The sequence below is a fragment of the Pseudomonas sp. NPDC096925 genome (assembly GCF_044762545.1).
GTDB lineage: Bacteria > Pseudomonadota > Gammaproteobacteria > Pseudomonadales > Pseudomonadaceae > Aquipseudomonas.
Map to the genome: position 1 here is coordinate 50,761 of NZ_JBIWEM010000011.1, position 18,783 is coordinate 69,543.

At 64.6% G+C, this 18,783-nt stretch carries 12 protein-coding genes; 7 read left to right on the top strand and 5 right to left on the bottom strand.

From position 1 onward, the window contains the following. Positions 1–205 precede the first annotated feature (205 nt). On the top strand, positions 206–5,254 hold the full coding sequence (locus ACIQYU_RS24395) for an AAA family ATPase (RefSeq protein ID WP_402802522.1): 5,049 nt from the start codon (positions 206–208) through the stop codon (positions 5,252–5,254). A gap of 117 nt (positions 5,255–5,371) precedes the next feature. Here the strand turns inward: ACIQYU_RS24395 and ycaC (ACIQYU_RS24400) are convergent, their stop codons facing one another. Both ycaC (ACIQYU_RS24400) and ACIQYU_RS24405 read right to left on the bottom strand, forming a co-directional pair. Further along, entirely contained in the window at positions 5,372–5,998 is a 627-nt protein-coding gene (gene ycaC / locus ACIQYU_RS24400; RefSeq protein ID WP_004375560.1) for an isochorismate family cysteine hydrolase YcaC, read from the bottom strand. Positions 5,999–6,071: 73 nt separating this feature from the next. Further along, the gene (locus tag ACIQYU_RS24405; protein WP_207837534.1) at positions 6,072–6,434 is read right to left on the bottom strand and encodes an AraC family transcriptional regulator; all 363 of its coding nucleotides are present in this window, start codon (positions 6,432–6,434) and stop codon (positions 6,072–6,074) included. 180 nt (positions 6,435–6,614) lie between these two features. Between ACIQYU_RS24405 and ACIQYU_RS24410 the strand changes: the two genes are divergently transcribed. The 3 genes from ACIQYU_RS24410 to ACIQYU_RS24420 all read left to right on the top strand — a co-directional run bounded on the left by ACIQYU_RS24410 (position 6,615) and on the right by ACIQYU_RS24420 (position 10,362). Further along, the gene (locus ACIQYU_RS24410; RefSeq protein ID WP_207837537.1) at positions 6,615–7,589 is read left to right on the top strand and encodes a GlxA family transcriptional regulator; all 975 of its coding nucleotides are present in this window, start codon (positions 6,615–6,617) and stop codon (positions 7,587–7,589) included. A 180-nt stretch (positions 7,590–7,769) separates the two neighbouring features. After that, positions 7,770–9,557, top strand: coding sequence for a monovalent cation:proton antiporter-2 (CPA2) family protein (locus ACIQYU_RS24415; RefSeq protein WP_402802525.1), 1,788 nt, complete (start codon positions 7,770–7,772; stop codon positions 9,555–9,557). A 511-nt stretch (positions 9,558–10,068) separates the two neighbouring features. After that, positions 10,069–10,362: a hypothetical protein gene (locus tag ACIQYU_RS24420; RefSeq protein ID WP_015272306.1), complete on the top strand. Its 294-nt coding sequence runs from the start codon at positions 10,069–10,071 to the stop codon at positions 10,360–10,362. 351 nt (positions 10,363–10,713) lie between these two features. On the opposite strand, the gene ycaC (ACIQYU_RS24425) is transcribed toward ACIQYU_RS24420, so the two are convergent. Next, positions 10,714–11,343 (bottom strand): isochorismate family cysteine hydrolase YcaC, encoded by a 630-nt coding sequence (ycaC, locus tag ACIQYU_RS24425; protein ID WP_013974760.1) that lies wholly within the window; start codon positions 11,341–11,343, stop codon positions 10,714–10,716. A 280-nt stretch (positions 11,344–11,623) separates the two neighbouring features. Between ycaC (ACIQYU_RS24425) and ACIQYU_RS24430 the strand changes: the two genes are divergently transcribed. The 3 genes from ACIQYU_RS24430 (at position 11,624) to ACIQYU_RS24440 (ending at position 15,582) form a co-directional block, all read left to right on the top strand. Then, positions 11,624–12,535 carry a LysR substrate-binding domain-containing protein gene (locus ACIQYU_RS24430; protein ID WP_233687596.1) on the top strand — a complete coding sequence of 304 codons (912 nt, stop codon included), beginning with the start codon at positions 11,624–11,626 and terminating at the stop codon, positions 12,533–12,535. A 184-nt stretch (positions 12,536–12,719) separates the two neighbouring features. Then, positions 12,720–13,982: an OprD family porin gene (locus ACIQYU_RS24435; protein ID WP_402802530.1), complete on the top strand. Its 1,263-nt coding sequence runs from the start codon at positions 12,720–12,722 to the stop codon at positions 13,980–13,982. A 1-nt stretch (position 13,983) separates the two neighbouring features. Next, the gene (locus tag ACIQYU_RS24440; RefSeq protein WP_207837545.1) at positions 13,984–15,582 is read left to right on the top strand and encodes an MFS transporter; all 1,599 of its coding nucleotides are present in this window, start codon (positions 13,984–13,986) and stop codon (positions 15,580–15,582) included. Between the two features lie 164 nt (positions 15,583–15,746). On the opposite strand, the gene ACIQYU_RS24445 is transcribed toward ACIQYU_RS24440, so the two are convergent. Together ACIQYU_RS24445 and ACIQYU_RS24450 are read right to left on the bottom strand one after the other, a co-directional pair. After that, positions 15,747–17,588 (bottom strand): amidohydrolase, encoded by a 1,842-nt coding sequence (locus ACIQYU_RS24445; protein ID WP_170931059.1) that lies wholly within the window; start codon positions 17,586–17,588, stop codon positions 15,747–15,749. Between the two features lie 368 nt (positions 17,589–17,956). Then, on the bottom strand, positions 17,957–18,775 hold the full coding sequence (locus tag ACIQYU_RS24450) for an alpha/beta fold hydrolase (protein ID WP_063912206.1): 819 nt from the start codon (positions 18,773–18,775) through the stop codon (positions 17,957–17,959). Positions 18,776–18,783: the final 8 nt, after the last annotated feature.

Below are 18,783 nucleotides of genomic sequence, written 5' to 3' on the forward strand. Positions count from 1 at the left end.
CCCGCCAGCCTAGGCCTGCGTACGCATTCAGACAATTATCCCGAGGGATAGGTTGGCTTGAGGACTATACAAAAGCCCGCCAGCCCCCAGGGGACGATAACGGACAACAGCGTGCCCGTTCCTGCCAGGCCGGCTGCAGCCCGCATCCGTACTGGGCCGGCTGCGTATACTCGCGCTTCATGATGTCGCTAGCAGGGGGTGCTTTATGCTCGATGAACGCCTTGCCCACAGGCCCATCGATTACGACCAGTCGGTGGATGAGGGCTGGCTGAACCGGTGCGATATCAGCGCGCTCGGCCAGGAAGGTGAGCTCAGCTACTTCCGTCTTCAAGACCCTGCCACCCACCAGGCCTGGATAGCCGTACGCGCCCCGCGCGAGGCCCCAGCCGCCTGCCAGCGCCTGGAGCGTGACTACCGCCTGCAACTGGACCCGCAGTGGGCGGTGATCCCCTCGGCGTTCGTACGTTCGGCCGAAGGCCCGCTGCTGGTGTACCCGGCCGACCGCTCCCTCGCTGACCTGATCGCTGAAGGCCCGACGGCCCTGGCGCCGTTTCTCGAGATCGCGGTGAACGCGGCCAATGCCTTGGCCCAGGCGCACGAACGCAATGTACTGCACGGCGCGCTGCAGCCCGAGCATGTGTGTCTGCACGCCAATCAGCGAGTGCGGCTGGGCTGCTTTCGCGCCGACCCGGCGGAGCTTATCAGCGAACAGGGCACCCCGCTCGGCAACTGGGCGTACCTGGCGCCGGAACAGGTCTGCCCGCATGGCAGCAGCAGCGACCGACGCAGCGACATCTATGCCCTGGGCGCGATCCTCTACCAGCTACTGCTGGGCGAACTGCCGCTGGCCGGGCGCGACACCCAGCACTGGCGCCAGCTGCATGCCGGCGTGCAGCCGCGGGCGGCCTGCGAAGTGGACAGCAATGTGCCGCAACCCCTCAGCCGAATCCTGGCCAAGGCCTTGGCCAAAGAGCCGGACGCCCGCTACCAGAGTGCCCGCGCCCTGGCGGTGGACCTGGCCCACTGCCAGCGGCAGTGGGATGCCAGCAAGACCATGGAGGCCTTCGAACCAGGCTGTGCCGACCCGGTCACGCCCAGCCGTGCACGCCTGTATGGCCGCTGCGCCGAACAGAAAGCCATTGCCATGCTGCTCAAGGCCCTGCGCCGCGACAGCAATCCACATGCCCTGTTCATCAACGGCGCCGCCGGCATGGGCAAGTCGAGCCTGGTCGAGGCAGCTCTCAAGGCCAACGCCAAAGGCTACTGGGCCATCGGCAAGTGCAACAGCGTTGCCCAGTCCGTGTCCTACGCGCCCTGGGTCGAAATTCTCGGCGCGCTGACCACCCAGTTGCTGGCCAAGAACAGCCAGGACCTCGACACCCTGCGCCGCGAGATCCTGCGCCGCATCAAAGGCCATGGCCGGCTGCTCGGCAAGCTGGCGCCAGACCTGCACCTGATCCTCGGCCCCCTGCCCGATCTGCCGGCCAAGCCCACGCGCCTGGCACTGCAGAAGGAGCAGCGCGCGATCGTCGAATTCCTGCAGGTGTTCAGCCGCCCCGGCCAGCCGCTGGTGCTGTTCTTCGATGACCTGCAGTGGGCCGACGACGCCAGCCAGCAGCTGCTGGCGCAACTGCTCGCTCACGCACCCGGCAACCTGTTGCTGATCTTCGCCCGGCGCAATGATGCGCCAGCCGGCAGTACACCCCTTGCCCTACCAGCAACGGTGCGCAGCACCACACTGAACCTGCAGCCCCTGGGCGTTGGGGCGGTAACCGAGCTGATCGGTGAGCGCTACCACGTCGGCCCCGAGGACGCATTTCAGGTGGCCGAACTGGTGCACGGCAAGACGGCGGGCAACCCGTTCTTCATCAATCAGATCCTCCGGGCCATGGTCGAGGACCAGCTGTTCACCTTCGACACCCAGGCCATGCGCTGGTCATGGTGCCTGCAGGCCGTGGCCCGCCATCGCTATTCCGACAATGTCGCCGACCTGCTGATCCACCGCCTGGCGCGCCTGCCGGCACCGCAGCGCGACCTGCTGCGGGTGGCTGGCGCTGCGGGCAGCCGTTGCGATGAACGCCTGCTTCACCAAGTCCTCGCCAAAGTGCCCGGCGAACCGTTGAAAGCCTTGATTGGCGCGGGTTTCCTGCAACCGGGCCAGAACGGCCTGGGCTTCGCCCACGAACGGGTGATGGAGGCCGCGTACGCTCTCACGCCCGAGCGCGAGCGTGCCTCGCTGCATGCACATATTGCCCTGGCCATGCGCCACGCCTGGCAAGATGACTTGCACGAGGTGCTGTTCGAGCTCGCCAACCAGCTGCAACGCGCCAGCCCATACGGGTTTGCAGCGGACGACTGCGAAGCGTTCCTGCAGCTTTTACGCGAAGCAGCATCACGCGCCCGCGACGACGGCGCCTTCGAGCAGGCCGCTGGCTACCTGCATACGGCCGAGCAGTTGCTGCACCACGGCGCCACGTTGGAAAGCCGCGCCACGCATGGCTTTGCCATCGCCTGCATGGCGACGGAGTGCGACATGCAACTGTCGCGAATGATCGCGGCCGAGGCCCGCATCACTGAATGCCGCCAGCGCGCACGCTCGGCGCTGGACCAGGCGCGGGTGTGCCGGCTGCAGGCTCTGCTGTACACCTTGCGCGGCGACTATCAGGCGGCCATCGACAGCGCCCTCTCCGGCCTGGACTTGCTGGGTACAAGCCCGGTGCGGGGGGGCGACTGGCAACAGATCGAAGCCAGTCATGCCCGGGTACAGGCGCTGGTCGAACAGAAAGGCCGGCACTGCCTGGAGTCGCTGCCGTGCACCGATTCGGAGGAAGTGACGGTTGCGATCAGCCTGCTGGCCACCCTGTCGTCATCGTTTTTCGTAAAGGACGACATCTGCTTCCTGCACCTGGCCAAGCTCATGGAGCTGTCGCTGCTGCACGGCGTTGCCCCGGGCAGCACCTACGGCATGGCCTGGTACGGGGTGATGATTGCCGAGCATTTCGGCGCCTACCATGACGGCCATGCCTGTTGCCTGGCCGCGCTCAAGCTGATCGAGCGGCACGGTTTCGAGGCCGACCTGACCAGCGCGCTACTGGCCCTGGACCAGGTCAGCGCCTGGACCTCGCCCATGGAGTTCGCCCGCCGCACCGCGCTGGACGCGGTCGACTCGGTGCGCCTGAGCGGCGACCTGGCGATGAGCTGCTATGCCTGCAACCACCTGGTTTCCGACTCGCTGTTCATGGGCCGCTGCCTGCCGGACGTGGTCGAGGAAGTGGCGCAAGGCCTGGCCACCGTACGCCGCCATGGCTACCGCGATATCGAGCAGATCCTGCAGGCCCAGCAAGCATTCATCGCCAACTTGAGCGGCACGCCCTGCCCGGCCGCGGGCGCAGTCTCGAAATCGCCCACCACGCGGTTCTTCCAGTACCTGCTGGCCGGCATGAGCGCCTTCTATCTGGGCAATATCCCGCAGGCCATGCGCAACCTGGCACTGGCCGGAGACAACACCTGGGCGGCACCGGCGCACATCAACCTGGCCGACTATCACCTGTTCCGCGGCCTGGCCCTGGGCAGCCCCGAGGCCGCTGGCAGCCTGGCCGACAAGCTGCGCGAGCTGCAGGCCCTGCGCGAGCGCTTCGACCGCTGGGCCAGCTTCAACCCGGCCACCTTCCGCAACAAGCTGTTGCTGATCGAAGGCGTGATCGCCAAGCTCGAGGGCGACGGCCTGGCCGCCATCCGCTGCTTCGACCAGGCACAGATCGCCGCCACCGCCGCCGGTTTCATCCACGAGCAGGCGCTGGCCCACGAACAGCTGGCCGAGGTGTGCATCCCCAGCGGCCTGATCTCCGGCGCCAACCTGCACCTGCGTATTGCCCGTGACTGTTTCCATATCTGGGGCGCGACCGGCAAGGTGCACCAGCTGGAGGCTTTGCACCCGTTCCTGCGCACCCAGCCGATCCAGGAAACCTACCGCGCCACCCACCAGGCCAAGCTCGACCTGGAAGTCGGCATCGAAGCAGCACGGGCACTGTCCGAGGAAGTGCTGCTTGAAGGCCTGATCGAAACCCTGATGGGCCACCTGACCCAGCACTCCGGCGCCGATCATGGTGCGCTGTTGATCGTCAGCGGCGCCGAATTCCAGATGGCTGCCCTCGCCCACATCGACGACGGCGGGCTGCACGTAAGCATGGACGACTGCCAGAAGTTCATGACCCAGGCGCCGCTGTCGATCGTCAACGCCACCATGCGCACCAAGAAGCCGCTGGTGCTCAATGATGCCCAGCGCGATTGCCCCGAGGCCTTCCGCGAGCAGCTGCAGGCGCGCAACGCCCGTTCGGTGCTATGCCTGCCGCTGGTGATCCAGGGCGTGCTGATCGGCCTGGTGTACCTGGAAAACCGCCTGGTGCCGAACCTGTTCGGTGGCCAGCGCCTGGCCATGCTGGAAATTCTCGCCTCGCAGGCGGCAGTGTCGCTGCAGACTGCCAAGTTCTACACGCGCCTGGCCGAAGACAACCAGACCCGCGCCCAGATGGAGGCCGAGTTGCGCCGCTCCCGCGCGGAGTTGGCGCGCGCCGCACAACTGCAGGTGATGAACGAGCTGTCGGCGTCCATCGCACACGAGATCAGCCAGCCGCTGCTGGGCATCGCTTCCAACGCCGCTGCCAGCCTGCGCTGGCTGAAGCGCGCCAAGCCCGACCTGGAAGAGGCGATTGCCGGTCTGGAGGACATCCGCAACGACAGCGAACGGGCCGCCAACATCGTGCGTGCGCTGCGCTCACTGGCCAAGCAGTCACCAATGCAACTCAAGGCGGTGAAGCTGGACGAACTGATCCGCGAAGTGGTGCGCCTGACCTCGGCCGATGCCGCCAAGGGCACGGTGGACGTGCAGACGCGGTTGCAGGCAGGGGTGAGCGTGATGGCCGACCCGGTGCAGTTGCAGCAGTTGGTGTTCAACCTGATTACCAATGGCCTGGAGGCGCTGGCGGGGTATCGCAGCGATGGGGTGCTGCGCATTGCGTTGGCGGTGGTCGGGGATGATGTGGAGGTCTGCGTGGACGACAACGGGCCGGGGATAGCTGCGGATGAGCGTGAGCGGGTGTTCGATGCGTTTCATACCACCAAGATCGGCGGCATGGGGATGGGTTTGGCAATCTGCAGCTCGGTGGTGCAGGCCCATGGAGGGGAGTTGCAGGCGCTGGTGTCGGAGCTGGGCGGGTGCCGGATTCGCTTTACGCTGCCTGTGAATCCTTCCTGAGCCTGTACCGGCCCTTTCGCGGGTTAACCCGCTCCCACAGGGAGAGTGCACAGCCTGAAAACTGCACGGTTCCTGTGGGAGCGGGCGTGCCCGCGAAGAGGCCGGTACAGGTTCACATCAACGGGCGCTCAAGGCCGCATAGCTGTTCATCAGGTTGCGGTAGTTGGGAATGCGCTGCGACAGCAGGTTACCCAGCCCTTCGATGTCGTTGCGCCAGTCGCGGTGCAGCTCACAGGCCACCGAGAACCAGTTCATCATCTGTGCACCCGCCTGGGTCATGCGCACCCAGGCCGCCTGCTGCACGGTTTCGTTGAAGGTGCCCGAAGCATCGGTCACCACGAACACTTCAAAACCTTCTGCCAGCGCCGACAGGGTCGGGAACGCCACGCACACATCGGTCACCACGCCGGCGATGATCAGCTGCTTGCGGCCAGTGGCCTTGATCGCCTTGACGAAGTCTTCGTTGTCCCAGGCGTTGATCTGGCCAGGGCGGGCAATGTAGGGCGCATCCGGGAACATCTCTTTCAGCTCGGGCACCAGCGGGCCGTTCGGGCCTTGCTCGAAGCTGGTGGTGAGGATGGTCGGCAGGCCGAAGAACTTGGCCAGATCGCCCAGGGCCAGCACGTTGTTCTTGAACTCGTTGGGCGAGAAGTCCTGCACCAGCGAGATCAGGCCGGTCTGGTGGTCGACCAGCAGCACCACTGCGTCGTCTTTGTTCAGGCGCTTGTAATCGGGTTGGCTCATCGGGGTGACTCCTTGGGTTGGGAAAACGGGCCGGCACTGTCTACAAGGGGCTATACCGGCGGATAGGTTCGGCTTAAGGGTGGACCTGCGCCTGACGCCAGGCCTTGGGCGGCTGGCCGACCAGGCGGCTGAAGGCACGGGTGAAATGGGCCTGATCGCAGAAGCCGCATTCCAGGCTCACGTGGGTGATCGGCGCCTCGGTGGCAAGCAGGCGCTTGGCCTTTTCCATGCGCGCCAGCAGGCGCCAGGCCTGGGGCGATAGGCCAGTGTTGACCTTGAACGCACGGGAGAAGTGACTACGGGTGAGGTTGCATACCCCGGCGATTTCGATGATTGACAACGAGCTGTGCAGCATCAGTTCCTTGGCCCGGCGCAACCGCGCAGGCGTCAGTGCGCCGACGGTTTGCTGCGGCGCTTGGGGCTTCCCGGGGTGCATGGCGACTCTCCTGTTCAATGCAGAAAGTCTCGCCCCCGGCACATGACAAAGTCCTGAGCCAAACCTGAATAGTTGTGAATTGTGCACTGCTGGCCCTGGCCGTTTTGCCGATACCTTAAGATGCGTTTCGTATTCAGCTTCAGGCCGCTAATGGCGGCCGGCATTCAAGGCAAAAGAGCCATGCAGGAAAAATCCGCCCACCGCACCGTGGCCATGGTGCTGTTCAATGATGTGCTGTTGCTGGATGTCACCGGCCCCATGGATGCCTTCGCCATCGCCAACCGGTTCTTGCCTGCCGAGCGGCAATACCGGTTGCTGACCTTGGCCGAGGGGCAAACGGCGGTGCGCGGCTCATGCGGACTGAAAGTGGTAGCCGACCTGCGCCTGGAGGACTTGCCGGAGGCCGTCGACCTGTTGCTGGTGCCAGGCGGCCCAGGGGCCTATGACATCGCCCTGCCAGGCATCGAGCGCTGGCTGCCCCAGGCCGTGCGCCGGGCCAGACGCTTCGGCGCCATCTGCACCGGGGTATTCCTGCTGGGCAGGGCCGGGCTGCTGGATGGCTATCGCTGCACCACCCACTGGAACTACCTGGAACGCCTGACACAGGCGTTCCCCGAGGCCAAGGTCGAGACCGAGCAGATCTACGTGATCGATCGCTGCCTGATTACCTCGGGCGGCATCACCGCTGGCATCGACCTGGCACTGGCGGTGGTGGCCGAGGATCACGGCAAGGCGCTGGCCCTGGAAGTGGCCAAGGTGTTGCTGGTCGCCCGCCATCGCCAGGGCGGGCAAACACCTTACGGGCCACTGCTGGCGGCTATACCGCGGGACGATTCGCCGATTGCCCGGGTGCAGGCGTATATCGTCGACCATATCGAGCAAGCCTTCACCGTACAGAAGATGGCCGACCTGGTGGCCATGAGCGGGCGCAACTTTGCCCGTACCTTTCAGCGCGAGGTGGGGATCACGCCGCTGCAGTACGTGCAGAATGCGCGGATCGACAGGGCGCGCAAGCTGCTGGAAGGCAGCGACCTTCCGTTGAAGGTGGTGGCGGCGCAGTGCGGGTTTGGCAGTGACCGGCACATGAGAAAGGTGTTCTGCGAGCGGATTGGCATGACGCCGGCGCAGTATCGGGCGCAGTTTGGTGGCAGTTGAGTATGCAGATTTCCTGTGCCGGCCTCTTCGCGGGTGAACCCGCGAAGAGCCAGCACGACTGTCACCTGATTCAGGACAATGTGTCTTCCTCGCAGCAGATTGTCTGGCACCCCCACATTCACCAGAATTGTCCGCCAAACTGATCTGACGCTGCCCCGGCAGCTCATGGAGTACGAGCCCATGCCACACGAAGGCAGCCTTCTGCAAACCGCGGTGATCTTCCTGCTTGCCGCTGTCCTCGCCGTCCCCCTGGCCAAGCGCCTGCAACTGGGGGCCGTGCTCGGCTACCTGCTTGCCGGTGTGATCATCGGCCCGCAGGCGCTGGGCCTGATCCGCGACACCGAAAGCGTGGCGCACATTTCCGAGCTGGGCGTGGTCCTGCTGCTGTTCATCATTGGCCTGGAGCTGTCGCCCAAGCGCTTGTGGCTGATGCGCAAGTCCGTGTTCGGCGTCGGCACCGCCCAGGTTTTGCTGACCGGCGCGGTGATCGGTGCCATCGCCCTGTTCGGCTTCGGCCAGTCGTTGCCGGCGGCCGTCGTGCTCGGCCTCGGCCTGGCGCTGTCGTCCACCGCCCTCGGCCTGCAGAGCCTGGCCGAAAGCAAGCAGCTCAACGCGCCCCATGGCCGTCTGGCGTTCGCCATCCTGTTGTTCCAGGACATCGCCGCAATCCCGCTGATCGCCCTGGTTCCGCTACTGGCCGCCAGCGGCCCGGACACCAGCCACGGCGACAGCCTGCAACACGGCCTGAAGGTGTTCGCCAGCATCGCCGTGGTCATCGTCGGTGGCCGCTATCTGCTGCGCCCGGTGTTCCGCACCGTGGCCCGCACCGGTTTGCCGGAAGTGTCCACTGCCACCGCGCTGCTGGTGGTGATTGGCACCGCCTGGCTGATGGAGGAAGCCGGCATTTCCATGGCCCTGGGTGCTTTCCTTGCCGGCCTGCTGCTGGCCGACTCGGAATACCGCCACGAGCTGGAATCGCAGATCGAACCGTTCAAGGGCCTGCTGCTGGGGCTGTTCTTCATCAGCGTCGGCATGGGCGCCAACCTGCGCCTGCTGCTGGAAATGCCTTTGGTGCTGCTGGGCCTGACCCTGCTGCTGGTGGCCGTGAAGCTGGTACTGCTGATCGGCGTCGGGCGCCTGGCCGGTGGCTTGAACAGTGCCAGCGCACTGCGCCTGGGCATGGTGCTGGCTGCCGGTGGCGAATTCGCCTTCGTGGTGTTCAAGCTGGGCAAGGACCAGGGCCTGTTCGACACCCAGACCTACGACCTGCTGCTGATGACCATCACCCTGTCGATGGCCATTACCCCGCTGCTGATGATGGGCTGCGCCCACGCCCTCAAGCGCCCGCAACCGGTGCGTGAAGTGCCGGAGCATTACAAGCAGATCCAGACTGACACGCCTCGGGTGGTGATCGTCGGCATGGGCCGCATGGGCCAGATCGTCGCACGCATCCTGCGGGCACAGAAGATTCCGTTCATTGCCCTGGAAACCTCGGTGGACACCATCGAGATGACCCGTATGTTCGAACAGGTCCCCGTGTTCTACGGCGACCCGCTGCGCCCGGAAGTGCTGCATGCGGCCAAGGTGGGCGAGGCGGAATACTTCATCATCACCATCGATGACCCGGAAGCTGCCATTCACACCGCGGAACGGGTGAAACGCCTGTACCCACACCTGAAAGTGCTGGCCCGCGCACGTAACCGCCAGCATGTGCACAAGTTGGCGGATGTCGGCGCCGAGCCGATTCGCGAGACGTTCTACTCCAGCCTGGAGATGACCCGCCGTGCATTGGTGGGGTTGGGGTTGAGCGACGCGCAGGCGGCGGACCGTATTGCGCGGTTTACCCAGCATGACGAAGAAGTGCTGGTCGCCCAGGGGCAGGTGCGTGATGACCGGGCCAAGGTGATGCAGACGGCCAAGGAGGCCCGGGCGGAGTTGGAGCGGTTGTTTGATTCGGATGCGGATTGAGGGTTGGCGCATCGATTCAGGAAGAGGGCTCAGGCCCTCTTTTGTATTTTTGGCTTGAGATTGTCTGGGTCCGCTGCGCGGCCCTTCGCGGGCACGCCCGCTCCCACACGTACTGCACCGCTTGCCAGGCTTGCGCTGTTCCTGTGGGAGCGGGCGTGCCCGCGAAGGGCCGCGCAGCGGACCCAGTGCACAAAAATATCAGCAGCATCCTACTTCGTTGCGAGCCATTTCCTACTCAGCCACACCATCTGACGAATTATCCTACGCACCGTGTCGACGCCCGTCTGATTGTTCGGGGAAAGCCTGCTCTCTAGGCTTGCCGGGTCGCTGTCGGTTCAGTGATCGGGTGTGGAAACCCGTCTCGGTTTGAGGTTCTGTCGTCAATGGCAGTTGTGCGCGGGAGGCCGTATGGCCTACCGGGTTGCCTCTCACCGGTTTTCCACCCCGCGTACAACTGCCACCCTTCGCGTGGAAACGGATGGTTGCAGTACAACCTAGAGAGCTTACTGCAATGAAAAAGATTGTCCCCAATCCACCTCTTCCCGACACCAAAGAGCGCGCTTTCAGCCGCTGCGATGCCGGCCATCCACCTTTGTTCACAGTAAACCCGGGCGTCTCTGCCCACGACGCCCTGGTGCATGTCGCCCAGTACCTGCGCGGCGCCTACGACTGTGGCTACAAAGCCCTGGAACACCTGGATGAAACCGGCAAGAGCCTGTTCTGGAGCAACCTGAATGCGCTCGAAATGGCAGAAGGATTGGTTGAGGCATTGCTGGATGGGATTGAGTCGCAGCCCATGAATTGATGTTGTCTTTGCTGGCCTCTTCGCGGGTGAACCCGCTCCCACAGGGGGTGTGTTGAAGGGAATGTCAGTACCAGTCACGGAAAAGGGCCACTGTTTCCAGTGGCCCCATCTGATGCTTGATATTCATATACACACCCTCAAGCCGGGGTGTGGAGGTCTCACCCTACACTGATGATTCAGCCATCGGTGGGGTTCCTGATCCAGTTACTGCCGCTGAATGACAACTGGCTTCGCACTCGGGTGAAACGCTAACAACGCCCTCCATACAGGTCAACGGCTGGAACAAAGTGCAACAAAAAGGCCGGTTTCCTGCAGAGGAAGCCGGCCTTTTTGCATTCAACTAACGGGCTGTTACTTACCCGCAGTCAGCGCGTTGTAGCTGGTAATCAGGTTGCGATAATCCGGAATGTGGTTGGAGCACAGCGCCGCCAGCCCTTCGATGTCGTTGCGCCAGTCGCGGTGCAACTCACAGGCCACGCCGAACCAGGTCATCATTTGCGCGCCAGCGCGGCTCATGCGGTCATGGGCAGCATCGCGGGTCATTTCGTTGAAGGTGCCGGAAGCATCGGTCACCACGAACACTTCGAACTCTTCTTCCAGGGCCGACAGTGCCGGGAACGCTACACAGACCTCAGTCACTACACCGGCAATGATCAGCTGCTTCTTGCCAGTGGCCTTCACCGCCTTGACGAAGTCTTCGTTGTCCCAGGCGTTGATCTGGCCTGGGCGGGCGATGTACGGGGCGTCCGGGAACAGGGCTTTCAGCTCTGGTACCAGCGGGCCGTTGGGGCCTTGCTCGAAGCTGGTGGTGAGGATGGTCGGCAGGTTGAAGAACTTGGCCAGGTCGGCCAGGGCCAGCACGTTGTTCTTGAACTTGTCCGGCTCGATGTCACGGACCAGGGACAGCAGGCCAGCCTGGTGGTCGACCAGCAGGACAGCGGCATCGTCTTTGTTCAGGCGGTTGTAGGTGAATTTGCTCATGGTCTGTGCTCGTGAGGGTTATGAATTTTTCAGCATTCGGGGGTGTTTCGCGTTGATGGGCACAGATTAAAATCATCACCTTTGTGGCGGTAGATAGCAGAATTTGGCTTTAGCGTTCTGATTTATGAACGATAGATTTGCAGGGGCTGTGCCGGCCTCTTCGCGGCTAAAGCCGCTCCCACAGGGATGGCGCCGGGCTTGAGCCCTGTGCAGTACCTGTGGGAGCGGCTTTAGCCGCGAAAGGGCCGGCACAGGCAACCAAGTACCTGGAGACCGATCATTGGAAGACCTCAACTCCCTCTACTACTTCACCCAGGTAGTCGAGCACGGTGGCTTCGCCCCGGCTGGCCGGGCGCTGGACATGCCCAAATCGAAGCTCAGCCGGCGCATCGCCGACCTCGAAGACCGCCTGGGCGTGCGTCTGCTGCATCGCACCAGTCGTCACTGCTCGCTCACCGAGATCGGCCAGGCCTACTACAACCGCTGCCTGGCCATGCGCGTGGAAGCCGAGGGTGCGGCAGAGATCATCGAGCGCAACCGCAGCGAGCCGCGCGGCCTGGTGCGTATCAGTTGCCCGACTACCCTGCTCAATTCCTGGGTCGGGCCGATGCTGACCCGCTACATGCTCAAGTACCCGCAGGTGGAGCTGTTCATCGAGAGCACCAACCGCCGCGTCGACCTGCTGCACGAGGGTTTCGACATCGCCCTGCGGGTGCGCTTTCCGCCGCTGGAGAACACCGACATGGTGATGAAGGTACTGAGCAACAGTACCCAGTGCCTGGTCGGCCAGCCGCAATACCTGGAGCAGTTGCCCGAGGGCTTCGACCCGCAGCTGCTGGGCACGCTGCCCAGCGTGCATTGGGGCAGTGCCCAGCGCGAATACCAGTGGGAGCTGTTCCAGGGTGAGGACAGCAGCCGCAGCATCGTCATCCCGCATACACCGCGCATGGTGACGGACGACCTGTTTGCCCTGCGCCATTTCGTGGTGGCGGGGGTGGGTATTGCGCACCTGCCGCGGGTGGCGGTGCGTGAGGACCTGGCGGCAGGACGGCTGGTGGAGTTGTTGCCGGACTGGCACCCGCGTTGCGGCATCGTGCACGCAATCTTCCCGTCGCGGCGGGGCTTGCTGCCGTCGGTGCGGGCGCTGATCGATCATCTGGCCGAGGAGTTTGCGATCAGCGACATGGCTTGAGCCGGTTGCCGCCTGTGCCGGCCTCTTCGCGGGTAAACCCGCTCCCACAGGGTCACCACTAGCTCCAAGGCTTGTGCAGTACCCGCGAAGAGGCCGGAACAGGCAAACCAGCCAGAGCACACACATACAAGCCCCCTTGCCTATCCTTCATCCACAATCCCGGATCATCCCCCCTGGAGCCCCCATGATCCGCGCCACCCACGGACCAGGCCGCGCCCTGCTCGCCACCCTCGCCCTGTACCCGGCGCTCAGCCAGGCTGACGAACCCGGCTGGTCACTGCTCAGCCGCAATTATTTCCTGCACAGCGACTTCCGCTCACCGTCCGGTAGCGGCCAGAACTACCGCCAGGAATGGGCCCAGGGTTTCATTGGCGAGATCCGCTCCGGCTTCACCGAGGGCACGCTCGGTGCCGGTATCGATGCCCACGGTTTTCTCGGCCTCAAGCTCGACGGCGGCCGCGGCCATGCCGGCACTGGTCTGCTGCCGCGCGACAGCGATGGCCGCTCCGAGTCCGACTACTCAAGCGCCGGCGCCGCACTCAAGCTGCGCCTGGGCAACACCCAACTACGCTACGGCGAAATGACCGTGGAAACCCCGGTGTTCGACACCAGCGACAAACGCCTGCACCCGGAGTACGCCACCGGCTGGTTCCTGGACAACACCGACCTGCCCGACTGGCGCCTGCAGGCCGGGCGCTTCACTGCCTTCAACAACCAGGACAACAGCTCCAGCCATGATGATTTCAGCGGCTACGGCGCCACCACCGACAAGCGTGCCATCAGCCTGGCCGGTGCCGCGTTCGCTCCCGACGGGCCATTCGGTGGCGCGCTGTACGCTGGCCAGCTGGAGGATACCTGGCGCCAGGCCTACCTCAACCTGAACCTGGCCGAGGGCAACTGGCGCCTGGACGGCAACCTGTACAAGACGCGCGACACCGGCAATGCCAGTGCCGGGGCAATCGATACCCTCGCCTACAGCCTGCTGGCCAGGTACAGCTTCGGCGCCCAGGCGCTGAGCCTGGCCTACCAGAAGGTCGAGGGCGACACCCCGTTCGACTTCGTCGGCGGCGACTCCATCTACCTGGCCAACTCGATCAAGTACGCCGACTTCAACGGCCCCGGCGAGCGCTCGTGGCAACTGCGCTACGACCTCAACTTCGCCACCCTCGGCGCCCCCGGCCTGAGCCTGATGGGCCGCTACGTCAGCGGCCGTGGCATCGACGGCAGCCATGCCCCGGCGGGCGGCGCCTATGTGGGCCAGTACGGCGACGGCGGCAAGCACTGGGAGCGCGACATCGACCTGAAATACGTGGTGCAGTCGGGCACCGCCAAGGACCTGAGCCTGGCGTTTTCCCACGTCAGCCACCGCGCCAACCAGGCCCAGGCCGGCGATGATATCGACCGGATCTACCTGATCATCGAATACCCCCTCAAAGGCAGCTTCTGACATGAGCACGTCCCCTTCAGGCGCCTGGAGCCCATTGCGCAACACCACCTTCCGCATGCTGTGGATTGCCACCATCGCCTCCAACATCGGCACATGGATGCACGAGGTGGGCGCCGGCTGGCTGATGACCACGCTGTCGGCCAGCCCGTTGCATGTGGCCCTGATCCAGGTAGCCGGCTCGCTACCGATGTTCTTCCTTGCCCTGCCGGCCGGTGCGGCTGCGGATATCGTCGACAAGCGCCGCTACCTGTTGCTGGTGCAACTGTGGATGTCCGCGGTGGCAGTGGCGCTGGCGGCCCTGACCCTGCTCGGGCTGATGAACGTCACCCTGCTGCTGGTGCTGACCCTGGCGCTGGGCATCGGCACGGCACTGATGATGCCGGCCTGGAGCGCGCTGACACCGGAACTGGTGGGCAAGGACGACCTGGCCAATGCGGTGGCGCTTTCCAGTGTCGGTATCAACGTGTCGCGCGCCATTGGCCCGGCCCTGGCGGGCGTGGTGGTGAGCATGGTTGGCCCATGGCTGACCTTCGCTCTGAATGCCATCTCGTTCGCCGGGGTGATCCTGGTGCTGTTCCTGTGGAAGCGCGAGGTGAAGGAGCCGCTGCTGCCAGCCGAGCGTTTCGTCGGCGCCATGCGCACCGGGCTGCGTTTCGCGCGCAGTGCCAAACCCTTGCAGGCGGTGATGTTGCGCGCCTTGGCGTTCTTTTTCTGTGCCAGCGCCGGCACCTCGCTGCTGCCGTTGATCGTGCGTGGCGAGATGCACGGCACCGCTGCCGATTTCGGCGTGCTGCTGGCGGCCATCGGCATCGGTGCGGTGGCCGGCGCCACCTTGCTGCCACGCCTGCGCGAACGCATCAGCCGCGACCGCCTGGTGCTGCTTGCCAGCCTGCTGTATGCCCTGTTCCTGCTGGCCCTGGCGCTGGTGCGCAACTTCTACGTGCTACTGCCGGCAATGCTGCTCAGCGGCGCGGCGTGGATTGCCGTGCTGTCCAACCTGCAGGTGGCGGCGCAGACCTCGGTGCCGGCCTGGGTGCGGGCGCGGGCGTTGTCGGTGTACATCCTGATCTTCTTTGGTGCCATGGCCTGCGGCGGGTTGCTGTGGGGCACGCTGGCCAGCCATGCAACGATCACCTCGAGCCTGCTGCTGGCTGCAGGTGGCCTGGCGCTGGGCACGCTGCTGACCTGCAAGGTGACGCTGCCGGAAACCGCAGCCGAGGAGCTGACGCCGTCACTGCATTGGCCGGTGCCGCTGCTGAGCGACGACATGGACAAGGAAAGCGGGCCGGTGATGGTCACCGTGGAGTACCACGTTGACCCGGCCAAGGCCGAGGCGTTCCAGCAGGCAGCGCGAGAGCTGGAGGCGATGCGCAAGCGCAATGGCGCGTTGTCGTGGGGGTTGATGCGCGACAGTGCGGACCCGGCGGTGTGGCTGGAGTTTTTCTTCGAGGAGTCGTGGCTGGAGCATTTGCGGCATCACCACCGGGTAACCCGGGGTGAACTGAAGATCGAGGCGCGGGTGCGGATGCTGCAGACCGATGGGGTTGAGGTGAAGATCCGGCATCTGCTGGCGGGTGGGGAGCACAAGGCTCACCATTGATGTTGGTTTTTCCGGCCTCTTCGCGGGCTCGCCCGCTCCCACAGGGATCGCACAGAGCCTGAGGGCTGTGGTGTACCTGTGGGAGCGGGCGAGCCCGCGAAGAGGCCAGCACAGAAGGAACAAAAAAGGGGGCCAATAACTGGCCCCCTTTTCATCAGCTCAGCTTAGAACGCGAAGCACGAGCAACCCAGCGCACCCCAGAAGCCCTGGTAGTCATTCACCGGCACGCTCGAATGCCGTGCCTTTTCATGGCTGTGCGCATGTACCCCGCATGGCCCGCTGCACTGGTGCACGGCGGCTGCCAGCGACGGCGTGCCCACGCGCCAGTGGCCCGGCACCTTGGTCACCGGCGACCACTCCGGCAGCACCGGCACCTGGGGCGGGCCGAGCTTGTCGAATTCCGCCGCGCCATACACTACCTTGCCATCGACCACGGTAAGTACCGACTCGATACCTTTGATCGCCTCTTCATCGACACTGAAGAAGTCCAGCGACAGCGCCGCCAGGTCGGCCAGCTGGCCCACCTTGATCTGGCCCTTCTTGCCCTGCTCGCTGGAGAACCAGGCGCTGCCCTGGGTGAACAGTTGCAGCGCAGTGTCACGGCTGAGACCTTCCGGGTACAGCTCCATGCCACCGACGGTCTTGCCGCTGACCAACCAGTACAGCGAGGTCCACGGGTTGTAGCTGGACACGCGGGTGGCGTCGGTACCGGCGCCGACCGGCACGCCCATCTCCAGCATGCGCTTGATCGGCGGGGTCTGCTCGGCCGCCTTGGCGCCGTAGCGGTCGACGAAGTACTCACCCTGGAAGGCCATGCGGTCCTGGATGGCGATACCGCCGCCAAGCGCACGCACGCGCTCGATGTTCTGCGGGGTGATGGTTTCGGCGTGGTCGAAGAACCACGGCAGGCCATTGAACGGGATGTCGCGGTTGACCTTCTCGAACACGTCGAGCATGCGCGTGATCGATTCGTTGTAGGTGGCGTGCAGGCGGAACGGCCAGCGCTGCTCGACCAGATGACGCACCACCGGCTCCAGCTCTTGCTCCATGGTCTGCGGCAGGTCCGGACGCGGTTCGAGGAAGTCCTCGAAGTCGGCGGCAGAGAACACCAGCATTTCGCCGGCGCCGTTGTGGCGCAGGAAGTCGGTACCACTGTGCAGCTTCACGCTGGAGGTCCACTTGCGGAAGTCGTCCAGCTCTTCCTTGGGCTTCTGGGTGAACAGGTTGTAGGCAATGCGCACGGTCAGCTGGTTGTTGTCGGCCAGCTCCTGGATCACCTGATAGTCGTCCGGGTAGTTCTGGTAGCCGCCGCCGGCATCGATGGCACTGGTCAGGCCCAGGCGGTTGAGCTCGCGCATGAACTGGCGGGTGGAGTTGACCTGGTATTCCAGCGGCAGTTTCGGCCCTTTGGCCAGGGTGGCGTAGAGGATCATCGCGTTGGGGCGGGCGATGAGCATGCCGGTCGGGTTGCCGAACTTGTCGCGCTGGATCTCGCCGCCCGGCGGGTTGGGAGTGTCCTTGGTGTAGCCGACAGCCTTGAGTGCGGCGCGGTTGAGCAATGCACGGTCATACAGGTGCAGCAGGAATACCGGGGTGTCCGGCGCGGCCTGGTTGATTTCTTCCAGGGTCGGCATGCGTTTTTCGGCGAACTGGAACTCGTTCCAGCCACCGACCACGCGCACCCACTGCGGGGTGGGCGTACGTGCAGCCTGGTCCTTGAGCATGCGCAGGGCATCGGCCACCGAAGGCACGCCCTCCCAGCGCAGCTCCAGGTTGTAGTTCAGGCCACCCCGGATCAGGTGCAGGTGCGAGTCGTTCAGGCCAGGGATGACCGTGCGCTGCTTGAGGTCGATGATCTGCGTGGTGGCGCCCTTGTGGGCCATGGCCTCGGCGTCGTTGCCCACGGCGATGAAACGGCCATCCTTGATGGCGACGGCGGTCGCGGTGGGCTTTTCACGATCAACGGTGTGCAGTTTGCCGTTGAACAGGATCAGATCGGCGGTCATGGAACCTCCTTGGGTGGATGCGTAAGCGGAACCGGTAAAAGGCAATGCGGACCAGAGCGCGCCGGCGGCACCGAGCACGGTGCTGGTGGCGAGGAACTGGCGACGGGTCTTGTCGTTGCGGTCCTGGGACATGGGTTCTCCGTCTCTGGGTGCGGCGGCGGCAGGCGCAACTGCAGAGCATGCCGGTTGGTGTAGGGGCAAGGCTTGGATGGATGTGCGGTGGGTGGTTGAAGGTTAGCCCCGTTCGGCATTTGTGCTGCCTGGGCTGGCCTCTTCGCGGGTGAACCCGCTCCCACAGGGACACCACAGGCCTGTATGACTGTGGTATCCCCTGTGGGAGCGGGTTTACCCGCGAATGCCTCCCACCATTACTTCTGGAGGAATGCCAGCAAGTCCTCATTCAGCTGCTGTGCATGAGTCACCGCAAACCCGTGCGGCGCCCCCGCATACACCTTCAGCTCAGCCCCGCGAATCAGCTCCGCCGCCCGCTTGCCGGTGCTCTCCAACGGCACGATCTGGTCGTCATCACCGTGGATCACCAGAGTCGGCACATCGACCTTGGCCATGTCCGGACGGAAGTCGGTTTCGGAGAAGGCGGTCACGCAATCCAAAGTGCCCTTGATCGACGCCATCAGCGCGATGTTCAGGGTCTGGGTCTGCACCCCCTGGGACACCTGCTGCCCATGGTTGATGCCATAGAACGGCGCCGCAAAATCGGCGATGAACTGCGCGCGGTCGGCACGCAGGCCGGCGCGGATACCCTCGAACACCGACAGGTCGACACCTTCAGGGTTGTCGTCACGCTTGCCGAACACCGGCGTTACCGCGCCCAGCAGCACCAGCCCGGCCACCCGCTCGCTGCCGTGGCGGGCGATGTAGCGGCTGACGTCACCGCCACCCATCGAGAAGCCCACCAAGGTCACGTCGCGCAGGTCGAGGTGTTCGATCAGCTGGGCGATGTCATCGGCGAAGGTGTCGTAGTCGTAGCCGCTCCACGGCTGGCTCGAACGGCCGAAACCACGGCGGTCGAAGGCGATGGCGCGGTAGCCGCGGCTGGCCAGGTATTCCATCTGCGAATCCCACATGTCGGCATCCAGTGGCCAGCCGTGGCTGAACAGCACAGGCTTGCCGCTGCCCCAGTCCTTGAAGTAGATCGAAGTGCCATCGCGGGTAACGAACGTGCTCATGTCGGTAT